The sequence below is a fragment of the Kitasatospora sp. NPDC017646 genome, from assembly GCF_044329365.1.
Classification (GTDB): Bacteria; Actinomycetota; Actinomycetes; order Streptomycetales; family Streptomycetaceae; genus Kitasatospora.
This window is the reverse complement of record NZ_JBIRJC010000016.1, coordinates 58179-71743: the sequence shown is the minus strand read 5'-3', so window position 1 is coordinate 71743 and position 13565 is coordinate 58179. Positions and strand designations below refer to the sequence as shown.

Here is a 13565-nt window from a genome sequence, read left to right as displayed (position 1 = left end):
GCCCCGCCCCGGCCTCCCGGGGTGGAGGGCCGCCCCCGGGAGCCCCGGGAGGTGCCGGGCGCGGCCACCACCGATACTGGGGTCGCAACCCGAGGCGGCCCCGGCGGCCGGCTACGGCCCTCGCCGCGCCGCGGAACCTGAGGAGCACGCCGTGACCGATCCCGCCCCGACCGGGCCTCCCCCCGGCGGAACCCCCACCGGACCCCCCACCGGGCCCGTCGTCGTCGGCTTCGACGGCTCGCCCGAGAGCCTGACCGCCACCGAGTGGGCCGCCCGCGAGGCGCAGCGCCGCGGCGTCCCGCTCGAAGTCCTGGAGGCCTGGCCCTGGCCGAAGCGGGACGTGGTCGGCAGCGACCAGACGTACCACCGCGCCCTCGCCCACCTCGCCGACCGCGAGTCCGCGCTGTCCGCCCTGGTGCCCGGGGTGCCGGTCTCCTCCGCCCCGGTGTCCGCCGACCCGGTGGAGGCCCTGGAGGAAGCCTCGCACCACGCCGCCCTGCTGGTGCTCGGTTCCCGCGGGCTGGGCACCCTGCGCGGCTTCCTGGTCGGCTCGGTCAGCCAGGAGGTGCTGCGCCGCTCCGTCTGCCCGGTAGTGCTGGTCCGCGCCCGGGAGGACGAGCCGGACGGCGCCGTGACGGTCGGCATCGACCTGGCCCACCCCCCGGAGAACGTGCTGGCCTTCGCCTTCCGGGCCGCCGCGCTGCGCTCGGCGCCGCTGCGGGTCATCCACGTCTGGTCCCCGCCGGCCGGCAGCGAGTACATGTCCTACGGCGCCATCGGCGGGCTGGAGGGTGAGCTCTCCAGCGTCGAGTGGACCGGCCTCGCCGAAGCCCTCGACCCGCTGCGGACCCTTCACCCCGAGGTGGAGGTGACCGCCGACCTGGTCCGCGGCAAGCCTGCCGTCGAACTCGTCGACGCGGCCGCGACGGCCCGTCTCCTCGTCCTCGGCCGCCGCCTGCGCCACCTGCCGTTCCGGCACCACCACCTCGGCCCCGTCGCCCACGCCGCGATCCACCACGTCCACTGCCCGGTCGCCGTCGTCCCGTACGACTGACCTCGTGGAGCGGCGCCGAGCAAGGCCGGAAGTGCTCCCCTCCCGCGGCCCGGCTCCCGACATGACGGGGAGCACGGGGGACCGAGGAGGTTCCGGCGTGCGGGCGGGGAAACAGCAGGAGAACGCCGGGCGCTGAGGCCCCCCTGACCGCGGAGCGGCCAGGGGGGCCTCTTACGATCAGTGCGCATTCTCCGACGGACGCCGACGCCCGACCGGCCGGCCGCCCGCCGTCCAACGTCCTGCACCACCCGACGCACGACACGACGACTCCACCGGTGGCGATGGGGTCGGCCATCGAGGAGGAACCTCCATGCAAGCCCGGAAGATCGGCGCGGCCGCCGCGACAGCGGTGGCGCTTCTGGCTGCCCGCGACCTCGTCCAGAAGAAGCACGCGCTGCTCCGGAACTTCCCGGTGCTCGGGCACGCCCGGTACCTGTTGGAGACGATCGGGCCGGAGCTGCGGCAGTACATCGTGACGTCGAACGAGGAGGAGCGCCCCTTCAGCCGCGACCAGCGCACCTGGATCTACGCGTCGGCCAAGGAGGAGAACAACTACTTCGGCTTCGGCACCGAGGTCGACGTCGCGCACGTCCAGGGCCACGCGTACCTGAAGCAGCGCACCTTCGCCGACGCGGTGCCCGACACCCACGACCCGCAGTCCCCCCTGCCCTCCGCCAAGGTGCTGGGCGGGCCGCGCGGGCGCGCCAAGGCCTTCCGGCCGGCGAGCGTGGTGAACATATCGGCGATGAGCTTCGGCTCGCTCTCCGGCGCCGCCATCTCCGCCCTCAACAAGGGCGCGGCGGAGGCGGGCGCGATGCACAACACCGGCGAGGGCGGCCTCTCCCCGTACCACCGCCAGGGCGGCGACCTCGTCCTCCAGCTCGGCACCGCGTACTTCGGCTGCCGCAACGAGGACGGCAGCTTCAACCTCGGCAAGCTCAAGGACGTCGTCGCCGGCGCACCGGTCAAGGCGATCGAGATCAAGCTCTCCCAGGGCGCCAAGCCCGGCCTGGGCGGAATGCTGCCGGGCGCCAAGGTCACCCCGGAGATCGCCGCCATCCGCGGCATCCCGGTCGGCCGGGACTGCGCCTCCCCGTCGCGGCACACCGCGTTCGGCGACGTCGACTCGATGCTCGACTTCGTCGAGCTGCTCGCCACCGAGACCGGCCTGCCCGTCGGCATCAAGAGCGCGGTCGGCGAGCTGGGCTTCTGGCAGGAGCTGGCCACCCTCATGGCGCGCCGCGACCGCGGCGTCGACTTCGTGACCGTCGACGGCGGCGAGGGCGGCACCGGCGCGGCGCCGCGGATGTTCGCCGACTCGGTGTCCCTTCCCTTCCGGATGGGCTTCTCCCGGGTCTACGGCACCTTCGCCGAACAGGGCCTCACCGACGAGCTGACCTTCATCGGCTCCGGCAAGCTCGGCCTGCCCGAGAACGCCGCCGTCGCCTTCGCCCTGGGTGCCGACATGATCAACGTGGCCCGCGAGGCCATGCTGTCGATCGGCTGCATCCAGGCCCAGAAGTGCCACACCGACCGGTGCCCCACCGGTATCGCCACCCAGAACCCCTGGCTGGCCCGCGGCCTCGACCCGGCCTCGAAGTCCACCCGCGCCGCCGTCTACCTGCGCACCCTGCGCAAGGAACTGCTCAAGGTCTCCTCCGCCGTCGGCGTCGCCCACCCGGGCCTCATCACCGCCGACGACATCGAGATCCTGAACGGCGACTACGAGGCCCGCACCCTGGCCGGCGTCTACGGCTACAAGGACGGCTGGGGCGAACTCGGCCCCCAGCTCGCCAAGGAGATCACCGCCCTGGTCGCCACCGAGCCCGCCGCCTGACCGGACCGATCGGACGATCCCCCCGGGTCCCGTCGCACGCCGGCAGGCAGCCGACGCGCGACGGGACCCCGGCCGGCGCTCCTTCAGTCGAGGCCGCGGGCCCGGCGCAGGCGGGTCGAGAGGGTCTCGGGGGCGATGACCGGGTCCGGGTAGTCGGGGGCGAGCGGCCAGGGGCGGTGGACGGCGGGCCCGGGCAGGTGGGCCAGCTCCGGTACCCAGCGGCGCACGTAGTCGCCGTCGGGGTCGTAGCGGTCGGCCTGGCGCAGTGGGTTGAGGACCCGGTTGGGGCGGGTGTCGGTGCCGGTTCCGGCCACCCATTGCCAGTTGAGCTGGTTGTTCGCGACGTCGCCGTCGACCAGCAGGTCGAGGAAGTGGGCGGCGCCGATGCGCCAGTCCAGGTAGAGGGACTTGGCCAGGAAGCTCGCCGTCAGCAGGCGGGCGCGGTTGTGCATCCAGCCTTCGTGGGCGAGCTGGCGCATCCCGGCGTCGACGATCGGGTAGCCGGTGCGGCCCTGCCGCCAGGCTTCGGCCTCGTGCTCGTCGTGGTGCCAGCGGTCGCCCTTGGAACGGTAGTCGTGGTGCGCGGCGTCGGGCCGGGCCGCGAGGACCTGGTGGTGGAAGTCGCGCCAGGCGAGCTGCCGTACGAAGGCCTGTGCCCCTTCGCCGCCGTGCCGCAGGGCGCGGGCGGTCAGCTCGGTGGGTGAGAGGCAGCCGAAGTGCAGGTACGGCGACAGCCGGGAGGTCGAGTCGCCCGCGAGGTCGTCGTGCCCCTGGGCGTAGCCGTCGAGGTCCCAGCGCCGCCAGCGCGCCCGCGCCGCGCTCTCGCCGCCGCGGGGCAGGGCCGGCGAGAGCGGGCCCGTGACCACGAGGTTCTCGCTGCCGATGCCCTCCGGCGTGCGGATCACCCGGGGCGCGCCCAGCACCGTGCGGTGGGGGGCCTGCTGCCAGACCCGGTGGTACGGGGTGAACACCGCGTAGTGGTCGCGGCCCGCCGGGGCGATCCGCCCGGCCGGGACCACCGTCACGGAGGCGTCATGGACGTGCAGACGCTCGCCGAACAGGGCGAGCAGCCCCGCCTCGCGCCGACGGGCGAACGCGCTGACCCCGGCCGCGACGTGCACCGTCCCCGCACCGCTCTCGGCGGCCACCCGGGCCGTCTGCTCGGCGGTCGCGCCGCGGCGCACGATCAGGCGCGAGCCGGTGAAGCGCAGCGAGGCGTCCAGGTCGGCGAGGCAGTCGGCCAGGAAGGCCAGCCGGTTGGAGGCGGCGAAACCGGCCGCCTCCACGGCGGGATCGAGGACGAACAGCGGCACCACCTGGTCCGCGGCGGCGCGGGCGGCGTGCAGCACCGGGTTGTCGTGCAGGCGCAGGTCCTGGGTGAACAGGACGATCGAGACGGTCATGGGTGGGCCCTCGGAGCGGAATCGGTCGGGGTTCTCGGGGTGCTGCGCGGCACGGCGGCCCTTCGGGCGCGTTCCGTGATGTTGCGCGCCATCGCGCCGAACACCAGCGAGTGGAACGGCGCCACCGACCACCAGTAGGCGTGGCCGGCCAGTCCGTGCGGGTGGAACAGCGCGCGCTGGCGGTAGAGCGTTCCGCCCTCGCCGTCGGGCGCGACCCGCATCTCCAGCCAGGCCAGTCCCGGCAGGCGCATCTCGGCACGCAGGCGCAGCAGGCGCCCGGGCTCGATCTCCTCGACCCTCCAGAAGTCGAGGGCGTCGCCGACCCGCAGGTGGTCCCGGTCGCGCCGGCCGCGGCGCAGTCCGACGCCGCCGGCCAGCCGGTCGACGGTGCCGCGCAGCGCCCAGGCGAACGGCAGGGAGTACCAGCCGTTCTCGCCGCCGACGCCCTCCACGACCCGCCACACCGCGGCCGGATCGGCCGCCACCCGCCGTTCCCGCAGGTCCTGGTAGAGGCTGCCGCCCGCCCAGTCGGGGTCGGTGGGCAGCGGGTCGCTGGGGACGCCAGGGAGCGAGGCGGAGGACCAGCGGGTGGTGACCCGGGCTTCGCGGATGCGGCGCAGGGCGAGTTCGACGGCGCGGTCGAAGCCGGTCAGTCCCTGCGGTGGGTCGGGGATCCAGTGGGCGATGTCGTGCTCGCCGCAGACCACCTCGTGCCGCAGCGACTCCACCAGCGGGCGGGCGAGCGAACCGGGCACCGGGGTGACCAGGCCGACCCAGTGGCTGGACAGCGCCGGGGTCAGGACGGGCACCGGCACGATCAGCCGCCGGGGCAGGCCGGCCGCCCTGGCGTACCGCTGCATCATCAGCCGGTAGGTCAGCACGTCCGGTCCCCCGATGTCGAAGGCCCGGTCGACGTCCGGCGGCAGCGAGGCGGCGGCGACCAGGTAGCGGAGCACGTCGCGCACGGCGATTGGCTGGATCCGGGTGTTGACCCAGCGCGGGGTGACCATGGCGGGCAGGCGTTCGGTCAGGTAGCGGAGCATCTCGAAGGAGGCGGAGCCGGAACCGATGATGACGGCGGCCCGCAGTTCGGCGGTCGGCACGCCCGCGGTGCGCAGGACCCGGCCGACCTCGGCGCGCGAGCGCAGGTGAGGCGAGAGCTCGGCTTCGGGCACCCCGGCGGGCAGCAGCCCGCTGAGGTAGACGATCCGGCCCACCCCGGCCCGGGCGGCCGCGCGGGCGAAGGCCCGGGCGGCGCGGCGGTCGGTGTCCTCGAAGTCCGGTCCGGTGCCGAGGGAGTGCACCAGGTAGTAGGCGACGTCGACGCCGTCGAAGGCGCCGTCCAGGGTCGGGGGCCGGGTGACGTCGCCGGTGACGGCCGTCACCCGGCCGCGCCACGGCTGGTCGCGCAGCCGGCGCTGGTCCCGGACCAGGCAGCGCACCCGGTACCCGGCGGAGAGCAGTTCGGGGACCAGCCGTCCGCCGATGTAGCCGGTGGCGCCGGTGACCAGGCAGAGTCTTCCGGTCTGGGCTCGCTCGTCCACGGTGTTCCGCTCCTTCCGGGGGACGGGTGCCGGGGGCCTGGCCTGCGGCGGATCAGCGCAGCAGCCCCTCCAGCAGGTGGAGTGCGGTGGTGAGGTCGCGGGGGCGCAGGGTGCCGGGAGGGCGGCGGGGGCCGGCCCAGCCGGGTCCGGCGAGCAGCACCACCGGTCGGGTGCGCGCGCCCTGCGGGCCCCAGGCGGTGCGGACGACCCGCTCGACCAGGGCCCGGTCGGCGGTACCGGGGACCTGCGACCAGAGCAGCACGGCGGGCGGGCCCGTCCGGCGCACGGCTTCGAGCAGGGCGTCGGGCGGCAGCGCCGCGCCGAACATCCGGAACGGCAGGCCGCGCTCGGCCAGGGCGGCGGCGAGCGCCTCCAGCGCGAGGGTGTGCAGTTCCGTCGGCATGCCGGCGAGCAACGCGGCCGGGCCGAGGTGCGGCTGCACCTGGTCGGCGGCCCGGCGCAGGGCGGCGCAGACGTGCCAGGACAGCAGGTGCTCCACCTCGACGTAGCGCTCGCCCTCGGTGGCCCACTTGCGCCCGACCGCCCGCAGCGCCGGCGCCATCACCTCCGTCCAGGCGGTGACCAGGCCGAGCTCGTCGACGTTGCGGCGCAGGATGAGGGCCATCTCGGGGGCGTCGAGCCGGACGGCGGCACGGGCCAGGCCCCGGCACTCGGGCCGTACGGTGCCCACGGGCAGGGTGGTACCGCCGGAGACCGTTCCGGTCCGTGCCTGCGGCGGGGTGGGGCCGACCCCCGCCACCGCGACGCGCGCGGCTTCGGCGGGGGTGACGCCCCGGGCGGTGAGCCGGCACATCTCCTCCAGGACGGCCACGTCGTCCGGTGCCCACCGCCGGTGCCGCCCGGGGTCTCGGCGAGCGGGGCCGATGCCGTAGCGGCGCTCCCAGGACCGGACGGTGGTGGGCGAGACGCCGAGCCGGCGCGCGAGGGCTCCGGTGGTCAGTCCGGCCGGGTCGGGGACGGTCGGGGCGGTCACGCCGGCGAGCCTACGACGGGGCGCAGGAGCCCGGCCGGCCGACGCGCCCGCGACGGGAAGCGGTCTGCCGGGGGCCACGGGCCAGGTGGACGGCCGGTGAGTGACCGCCCGTTCGGTGGTTGCCTGCACGGTTCGACCATGGCGCAGCGGCTGACGGTGCCGCCAGGCGCATCGTTTTCGCAGCGTTACCGGCACTTTCGCCGCGCCGCGTACCGTCGACTGCTGTTCCACCCGTCCAACGCCCCCGACCTGAGCGCGGGGCGGGCGAAGCAATCCCCGACCGGGCGCCGGCGTCGAAGGGCGGGTCCCGGTGTCGCCGGTGGGTGTCACCGGCACGAGCGGCGCAGGCCGTGCAGGACGGCGGTGGCAGCGCCGTAGGCCCGGTGCGGCACGATATCGGCGGCCCAGTCGGCGGGCTCCCACTCCTTCGGGTCGCTGATGCCGAGCGCGGCCATCGGGCCGTCGGAGGCGGCCAGTGCCGCCGCTGCGGCGCTCACGGCGGCGACGCAGGCCCCCGTCCTGGTGGGCGGGCCCCCGGCCACCCCGGTCAGCACGCCGATGCCCCGGCCCAGGCCCACGCCCAGTCCGGCGGCCAGGCCGAGCAGCGGGCCCAGCCCGGAGATCCGGTTGCCGCGTTCCTCGCGGCCGCCGGGGACGGACACTCCCGTCCGGTCGGCCAGGGCCTCGACGGCCTCCCGGACGCGGTCGACATCCTGGCGGACCAGGTTCGCGGTGGACTCGGTGAGGCGGCGCGCCGCGTCGCCCACGCCCTGCTCGGCGCCACCGTGCCTCGTCGTGTCCATTCTCGTCCTCCTCCACCGGTTCGGGGACGCCCGGCTGCGGACGACACGGACGTCTCGACGCCCGCGCCTACCCGGCCTCGGCAGGCTCTAACGGCGCGCCGCGCCAACGGGCTTGGGCTCCGCAGAAGCGGGCAGACGCGGAACGATCACCGACCCGAGGAGAAGGAGGTCCACCATGGCCGAACCGGCGAACCCGTCCGCACGCACACGGGAAACGGAACCCGGCGTGATCACCACCGACGTCCCCGCCCGCCTCGACCGGCTGCCCTGGTCACGCTGGCACTGGCGGATCGTGATCGGTCTGGGCACCGTCTGGATCCTGGACGGCCTGGAGGTGACGATCGTCGGCAACATGGCCGGACGCCTCGCCCAGCACGGCAGCGGGATCAGCATCAGCACCGCCCAGGTGACCACCGTCGCCGCCGCCGTCTACGTCGCCGGCGCCTGCAGCGGTGCGCTGTTCTTCGGCTGGCTGACCGACCGGCTCGGCCGCAAGAAGCTCTTCATGCTCACGCTCGCCGTCTACCTGGCGGCGACCGCCGTCACCGCCCTCTCCTGGTCGGCGTGGTTCTTCTTCCTGTGCCGCTTCTTCACCGGCTTCGGCATCGGCGGCGAGTACGCGGCGATCAACTCGGCGATCGACGAACTGATCCCCGCCCGGGTGCGCGGCCGGATCGACCTGGTCATCAACGGCAGCTTCTGGATCGGCGCCGCCTTCGGCGCCTTCGCGTCGATCGCGCTGCTCGACACCTCGCTCTTCGCCACCGACGTGGGCTGGCGGCTCGCCTTCGGGATCGGTGTCGTGCTCGGCCTGGTCATCCTGTTCGTCCGCAGGCACGTCCCCGAGAGCCCGCGCTGGCTGTTCACCCACGGGCGGGCCGACGAGGCGGAGCGGATCGTGGCGGAGGCGGAGCGGACGGTCGAGCGGCAGACCGGCACGCCCCTGCCGCCCGTCGAGGAGGCGCCCATCCGGATCCGCGCGCGGGAAGCGCTGGGATTCGTCACCATCGCCCGCACCGTGTTCTCCCGCTACCCGCGCCGCACCGCGCTGGGCTTCGCGCTGTTCGTCGGGCAGGCGTTCCTCTACAACGCCGTGACCTTCGGCTACGCGACGATCCTGACCACCTACTTCGACGTCCCCGAGGGCGACACCGGCTACTACTTCGCGGTGATCGCGGTCGGCAACTTCCTCGGCCCGCTGCTGCTCGGCCACCTCTTCGACTCGCTGGGCCGCAAACCGATGATCGCCGGCACCTACATCGGCTCGGGCGTGCTGCTCTTCGCCACCGCCGCCCTCTTCCAGCACGGCTCGCTCTCCGCCACCACCCTGACCGGCTGCTGGACGGCCGTCCTGTTCCTCGCCTCGGCCGGCGCCAGTTCGGCCTACCTGACGGTCAGCGAGATCTTCCCGCTGGAGACCCGGGCCCTGTGCATCGCCTTCTTCTACGCCATCGGCACCGCCGTCGGCGGCATCAGCGGCCCGTTGCTCTTCAACGGCCTCGTCAGCAGCGGCAGGGTCTCCGACACCACGCTCGCCTTCTGCACCGGCGCGGCACTGATGACGGCCGCCGGCCTGGTCGAGGCCGTCATCGGCGTCAAGGCCGAGCGGCGCAGCCTGGAGTCGCTGGCCGCGCCGCTGAGCGCCGTCCGGACGGAGGCCTGAGAGATGGCCGGTTTCGACGCGTTCACGGGCTTGCTGGACTATCCGGTGTACGTCGTGACGGCGGCCGGACCGCGGCCGGCCGGCTGCCTGGTGGGGTTCGCCGGGCAGTGTTCGATCGATCCGGCGCGGTTCACGGTGTGGTTGTCGAAGGCGAACCACACCCACGCCGTCGCCCTGGGCGCGCGAGTGCTCGGCGTCCACCTGCTGCCGCCCGACCACCGGCTGGCCGAGTTGTTCGGCGGCCGGACCGGCGACGAGTGCGACAAGTTCGCCGACACGGCCTGGCACCGCGGGCCGGGCGGCGCCCCGGTCCTCGACCTGGCACCGGCCTGGTTCGTCGGCACTGTGCTGGACCGGGCCGACTGGGGCGATCACACCGGCTTCCTCCTGGAGCCGCTGCACGTCCACGCGCCGGGCTCGGCGACGACGCCCGTGCTCTCGTTCCGCGACGTGGCGGACATCGAGCCCGGACACCCGGCATGACCCGGCTGCCACGAACCACGGCGGACGCCGGCCGACACCCGCCGACGCCCTCCTGACAACCACTGACGCCCGCCCGGCGGAAAGCACCGGGCGGGCGTCAGTGGGCCGGTCGGGGGCCGGCGCGGCCGCCGGCCGGCGTCGGGCCGTGCGCGCCGCGCACGGCCCGCGGGCGTCAGCCCCGGCTCTCCGCCTGGAACATCCAACTGTGCTTCTCCAGCGCGGCCGTGAGTCCGATCAGGAGGTCCTGGGTGACCGGGTCCGCCGGGCCCGTCTCGTCGATCCGCGCGCGCATCCGCTCGATCACGGCCCCGAACGCCTTCACCAGGTGCTCGACCACCGCCTCGTCGGGCGTCCAGCCCTCGGGGAACCCGGGCAGGCCGCTGGAGGCCGCGACGGTGGCGGCCCGGCCGTCCGGGCTGACGCCGATCGCGGCGGCACGCTCGGCCACCTCGTCGGCGAAGCTGCGCGCGGTGGCGACCACTTCGTCGAGCTGCAGGTGGACGGAGCGGAACCGGGGCCCGTAGAGGTTCCAGTGCGCCTGCTTGGCCACCAGGGAGAGGTCCAGCAGGTCCACCAGGGCGCCCTGCAGCGCCTCCCCGGTCGTCTTGCGTTCGTTGTCCGGCAGCGGGCTGCTGATGACGATGCCCATCGCTGAATTCCTTCCGGGTCGGGGGAGCCGTCGTCCGGTCTCCGTACGGTGGTGGCGGCCCGCCGCCCGGCGGTTCGGCCCCGGTGGGGAACCGTGCCCGCACGCACGCGGGCGACCCCCTCGGCGTCCGGGACGGGCGCGAACGACCGGCAGCGGATGGTCGGCGGCTTCCCCCTCTGCCGGCGCGGAAACCACCCGGCCCGCCGGCGCACCGTCCCGGTTCCCCGGACGCCGCGCTCCCGGTGACGGCCGGGGGAAACGGTGACGTCCCCGTCCGCCTGCCGCCTGAGCTGCGGTGCTGCGGGCGAGTGCGCCCGGCCGGGCGGGGTAGACGGACGCCAGCCGTGGTCCCGATCCGGCTCGTCCCTCCCCCGGGACTGCCGAGCCGCGGAACGGCAACCGAAAGAACCCAGGAAAGGAACGGAATCCGTGATCACCCACTCGCTCTCCGCCGCGGAAGCCGCCGGCCCCTCGGCGGCGGGCGTCCTGGCGCCCGCACTGGTCATCGCGGCGGTGCTCATCGGCGCCTTCGCCTGGGGCAGTCACCGCTTGCTCCGCCGACGGCCGCCGCGGCCCGCTGAGGGCGCCGCCGCCGAGCGGGCCGACTCCTGGCGCACCCCCGACGGCGAGGGCCCCCACTCCGACGAGGAGCCGCCCGCCGCCCCCGGTCCCGGCCGTCCCGGCCGTCCCAGCCGCTGAGGTCCGCGTGGTCCCGGGCTCCGGCGCCGGAGCCCGGGACCACGGCGACCGCCGTTCTCACCGCGTCGCGCCGCGAACGGACGCACGCGCGACGGTCCGGGCCGGCACCTGGTGGTGTCGGCCCGGACCGCTGCTCAGGCCGGGTCAGAAGTAGTGACGACGTCCGCCGACGGCGTGACCGAGGGCCCCGGCGAGCCACAGGATGAGGCCGATGACGACCAGGATGATGCCGATCGTCCACAGGATCGGGAAGCCGATCACAAAGCCGATGATCAGCAGGATGACGCCGAGAATGACCACGATGTCCTCCCAGGTGGGTGACGGGACGGGTTGTCGTGAGGGCCGGCGCCCGCGCTTGCGGAGCCCGGGCCGCGCCCCCGGGTGGTGGAGCCGTCGTCTGTCCGGCCGCGCCCATGGACCGCGTCTACCGCACCACGCGCGCGGCAAACTCCCTGCGGGGTTCCGGTGTCACACCGGCGGAGGAACGCGGTGGCCGGTGTTCGTACGATCGAACGAAGACCGGCTGCGGGAGTGGACGGCGCCCTCCGCGGGGCAGACGCGGGTCATGGTGCAGATCGGATACACGATGATGACCGAGCAGCGGGCCCCCCGGGACCTGGTCTGCGACGTGGTGCGCGCCGAACGGGCGGGCTTCGACTTCTCGGTGGTCTCGGACCACTACTTCCCGTGGCTCGACGAGCAGGGCCACGCCCCCTACGCGTGGGCGGTGCTGGGAGCGGCCGCGCAGGCCACCTCCCGCATCCCGCTCATGACGTACGTGACGTGCCCGACCTTCCGCTACCACCCCGCTGTCGTGGCGCAGAAGGCGGCGACGCTCCAGCTGCTGTCCGAGGGACGCTTCCGGCTGGGGCTCGGCAGCGGGGAGAACCTCAACGAGCACGTGGTGGGCCGCGGCTGGCCGGCCGCGTCGGTCCGGCTGGAGATGTTCGCCGAGGCCGTGGAGATCATCCGCGCGCTGTTCGACGGCGGGTACGTGACGCGGCACGGCAAGCACTTCGACGTGGTCGGCGCCCGGCTGTGGGACCTCCCGGACCAGCCGCCGCCGATCGGGATGGCGGTGTCGGGCCCGGCCTCGTGCGCCCTGGCCGGGCGGCTCGCCGACCTCGCGATCGCCGTCGAGCCCGACGCCGGGCTGGTCTCGGGCTTCGCGGAGCACGGCGGCGCCGGCAAGCCCGCGGTGGGCCAGCTGCCGGTGTGCTGGGACCGCGACCGGAACGCGGCCGTGCGCCGCGCCCACGAGCAGTTCCGCTGGTTCGGCGGCGGCTGGAAGGTCAATGCCGAACTGCCGGGCACCGCCGGGTTCGCGGCGGCCGGCCGGTTCGTCCGCCCCGAGGACGTCGCCGGGGCGATCCCGTGCGGCGACCGGGTCGAGGACTTCGTCGAGGCCGTGCGGCCCTTCGTCGACGCCGGATTCGAGGAGGTCGCCCTCGTACAGGTGGGCGGGGACGGCCAGCCCGCCTTCCTGGAGTGGGCCGAGGAGACCCTCCTGCCCGCGCTGCGCGGGGCGTTCTGACGCCTGGGCGCCGCACCGGCCGGGACATAAGCTCCGAAACCGGTACATACCCCCGGGCCTCCGGGGCAGAAGGACGGACACATCACCCACTCGAGGAGGTAGACCCATGGTCCCGCTTCTGCTGGTCCTTCTGCTCGCCCTGATCCTCTTCGGCGCCGGGTTCGCGCTGAAGGTGCTCTGGTGGGCAGCCGTCATCGTGCTCGTCGTGTGGCTGCTCGGCTTCATCGCACGGGGCACGACGGCGGCGGGCGGACGGAGCCGCTGGTACCGCTGGTAACCGCTCGGGGAACGCGCCGGTCCGGCCGGCACGCAACAGGCGAGGGGCCGCCCGTTCCGGGCGGCCCCGCCGCGTTCTCCTGCTCCGCTCGCCGTCGGAGCGTCCTTCCCGTGGTGCGACGCGCCGTGGGTTTCGTGACGTCACGAACCCCGCAGGCGGAGGGCGTCGAACTCGGCCCAGATGGTCTTGCCCTGGACGTGCGGCTCGGCGCCCCAGCGGTCCGCGATGCGCTGCACGATGAACAGGCCGTGGCCGCCGGGCAGGGCGGGGTGGTGCGGTTCCCGGGGGGCGGGCATGTCCGTGCTGCGGTCGCTGACCTCGATCCGCAGCCGGGCGGGGGTGAGGTCGAGGATCAGCTCCAGCGGGCCGTCGCCGTGCAGCATGGCGTTGCCGACGAGTTCGGCGACCACCAGGACGATGTCCTCGGTGATCCCCTCCCCGGCACCGGGGGCCGGCGCGCACCAGTCGCCGAGCGCACGGACGGTGTGGGTCCTGGCACGGGCGACCGGCTTGGTGAGCCCGGCCAGGGGCAACCGTCTGCGCTGCCCGCCGGCGGGCAGCACGAGCCCGCCCGGGTGCGGGTCGCCGTCCAGGGTCCCCCGGCTCATCGACATCTAAGGGCACC

General features: G+C 74.7%; 14 protein-coding genes. 7 read left to right on the top strand and 7 right to left on the bottom strand.

Annotated elements, in window-relative coordinates:
* Positions 1–151 precede the first annotated feature (151 nt).
* The gene (locus ACH4J0_RS24315) at positions 152–1054 is read left to right on the top strand and encodes a universal stress protein (protein WP_396242649.1); all 903 of its coding nucleotides are present in this window, start codon (positions 152–154) and stop codon (positions 1052–1054) included.
* 310 nt (positions 1055–1364) lie between these two features.
* Complete coding sequence (locus ACH4J0_RS24310) at positions 1365–2891, top strand: FMN-binding glutamate synthase family protein (RefSeq protein ID WP_396242648.1); 1527 nt, start codon at positions 1365–1367, stop codon at positions 2889–2891.
* A gap of 83 nt (positions 2892–2974) precedes the next feature.
* Here ACH4J0_RS24310 and ACH4J0_RS24305 read toward each other — a convergent pair whose 3' ends face one another.
* The 4 genes from ACH4J0_RS24305 to ACH4J0_RS24290 all read right to left on the bottom strand — a co-directional run bounded on the left by ACH4J0_RS24305 (position 2975) and on the right by ACH4J0_RS24290 (position 7635).
* A complete protein-coding gene (locus ACH4J0_RS24305) occupies positions 2975–4294 on the bottom strand; it encodes a cryptochrome/photolyase family protein (protein WP_396242647.1) in 1320 nt (439 codons plus the stop codon).
* Complete coding sequence (locus ACH4J0_RS24300; RefSeq protein ID WP_396242646.1) at positions 4291–5838, bottom strand: SDR family oxidoreductase; 1548 nt, start codon at positions 5836–5838, stop codon at positions 4291–4293. The genes ACH4J0_RS24305 and ACH4J0_RS24300 overlap by 4 nt, the downstream gene beginning before the upstream one ends.
* 52 nt (positions 5839–5890) lie before the next feature.
* On the bottom strand, positions 5891–6832 hold the full coding sequence (locus tag ACH4J0_RS24295) for a MerR family transcriptional regulator (protein ID WP_396242645.1): 942 nt from the start codon (positions 6830–6832) through the stop codon (positions 5891–5893).
* Between the two features lie 326 nt (positions 6833–7158).
* Positions 7159–7635, bottom strand: coding sequence for a hypothetical protein (locus tag ACH4J0_RS24290; RefSeq protein ID WP_396242644.1), 477 nt, complete (start codon positions 7633–7635; stop codon positions 7159–7161).
* A gap of 175 nt (positions 7636–7810) precedes the next feature.
* Between ACH4J0_RS24290 and ACH4J0_RS24285 the strand changes: the two genes are divergently transcribed.
* Both ACH4J0_RS24285 and ACH4J0_RS24280 read left to right on the top strand, forming a co-directional pair.
* Positions 7811–9298 carry an MFS transporter gene (locus ACH4J0_RS24285; protein ID WP_396242643.1) on the top strand — a complete coding sequence of 496 codons (1488 nt, stop codon included), beginning with the start codon at positions 7811–7813 and terminating at the stop codon, positions 9296–9298.
* Positions 9299–9301: 3 nt separating this feature from the next.
* Complete coding sequence (locus ACH4J0_RS24280; protein WP_396242642.1) at positions 9302–9781, top strand: flavin reductase family protein; 480 nt, start codon at positions 9302–9304, stop codon at positions 9779–9781.
* 172 nt (positions 9782–9953) lie between these two features.
* Here the strand turns inward: ACH4J0_RS24280 and ACH4J0_RS24275 are convergent, their stop codons facing one another.
* Entirely contained in the window at positions 9954–10430 is a 477-nt protein-coding gene (locus ACH4J0_RS24275; protein WP_396242641.1) for a DNA starvation/stationary phase protection protein, read from the bottom strand.
* Positions 10431–10859: 429 nt separating this feature from the next.
* Between ACH4J0_RS24275 and ACH4J0_RS24270 the strand changes: the two genes are divergently transcribed.
* Entirely contained in the window at positions 10860–11129 is a 270-nt protein-coding gene (locus ACH4J0_RS24270; protein WP_396242640.1) for a hypothetical protein, read from the top strand.
* 144 nt (positions 11130–11273) lie between these two features.
* Here the strand turns inward: ACH4J0_RS24270 and ACH4J0_RS24265 are convergent, their stop codons facing one another.
* The gene (locus ACH4J0_RS24265; protein ID WP_396242639.1) at positions 11274–11429 is read right to left on the bottom strand and encodes a DUF6131 family protein; all 156 of its coding nucleotides are present in this window, start codon (positions 11427–11429) and stop codon (positions 11274–11276) included.
* Positions 11430–11694: 265 nt separating this feature from the next.
* On the opposite strand from ACH4J0_RS24265, the gene ACH4J0_RS24260 reads away from it, so the two are divergent.
* Positions 11695–12663: an LLM class F420-dependent oxidoreductase gene (locus tag ACH4J0_RS24260; RefSeq protein WP_396242638.1), complete on the top strand. Its 969-nt coding sequence runs from the start codon at positions 11695–11697 to the stop codon at positions 12661–12663.
* 106 nt (positions 12664–12769) lie between these two features.
* Entirely contained in the window at positions 12770–12940 is a 171-nt protein-coding gene (locus ACH4J0_RS24255; protein WP_396242637.1) for a hydrophobic protein, read from the top strand.
* A 140-nt stretch (positions 12941–13080) separates the two neighbouring features.
* Here the strand turns inward: ACH4J0_RS24255 and ACH4J0_RS24250 are convergent, their stop codons facing one another.
* Positions 13081–13554 (bottom strand): ATP-binding protein, encoded by a 474-nt coding sequence (locus ACH4J0_RS24250; RefSeq protein ID WP_396242636.1) that lies wholly within the window; start codon positions 13552–13554, stop codon positions 13081–13083.
* Positions 13555–13565 lie beyond the last annotated feature (11 nt).

Bases quoted from the DNA above. Each gene is read 5' to 3' on its own strand.
- ACH4J0_RS24310 (WP_396242648.1), top strand. From the start codon at position 1,365: ATGCAAGCCCGGAAGATCGGCGCGGCCGCCGCGACAGCGGTGGCGCTT.
- ACH4J0_RS24305 (WP_396242647.1), bottom strand. From the start codon at position 4,294: ATGACCGTCTCGATCGTCCTGTTCACCCAGGACCTGCGCCTGCACGAC.
- ACH4J0_RS24290 (WP_396242644.1), bottom strand. From the start codon at position 7,635: ATGGACACGACGAGGCACGGTGGCGCCGAGCAGGGCGTGGGCGACGCG.
- ACH4J0_RS24285 (WP_396242643.1), top strand. From the start codon at position 7,811: ATGGCCGAACCGGCGAACCCGTCCGCACGCACACGGGAAACGGAACCC.
- ACH4J0_RS24280 (WP_396242642.1), top strand. From the start codon at position 9,302: ATGGCCGGTTTCGACGCGTTCACGGGCTTGCTGGACTATCCGGTGTAC.
- ACH4J0_RS24275 (WP_396242641.1), bottom strand. From the start codon at position 10,430: ATGGGCATCGTCATCAGCAGCCCGCTGCCGGACAACGAACGCAAGACG.
- ACH4J0_RS24260 (WP_396242638.1), top strand. From the start codon at position 11,695: ATGGTGCAGATCGGATACACGATGATGACCGAGCAGCGGGCCCCCCGG.
- ACH4J0_RS24255 (WP_396242637.1), top strand. From the start codon at position 12,770: ATGGTCCCGCTTCTGCTGGTCCTTCTGCTCGCCCTGATCCTCTTCGGC.
- ACH4J0_RS24250 (WP_396242636.1), bottom strand. From the start codon at position 13,554: ATGTCGATGAGCCGGGGGACCCTGGACGGCGACCCGCACCCGGGCGGG.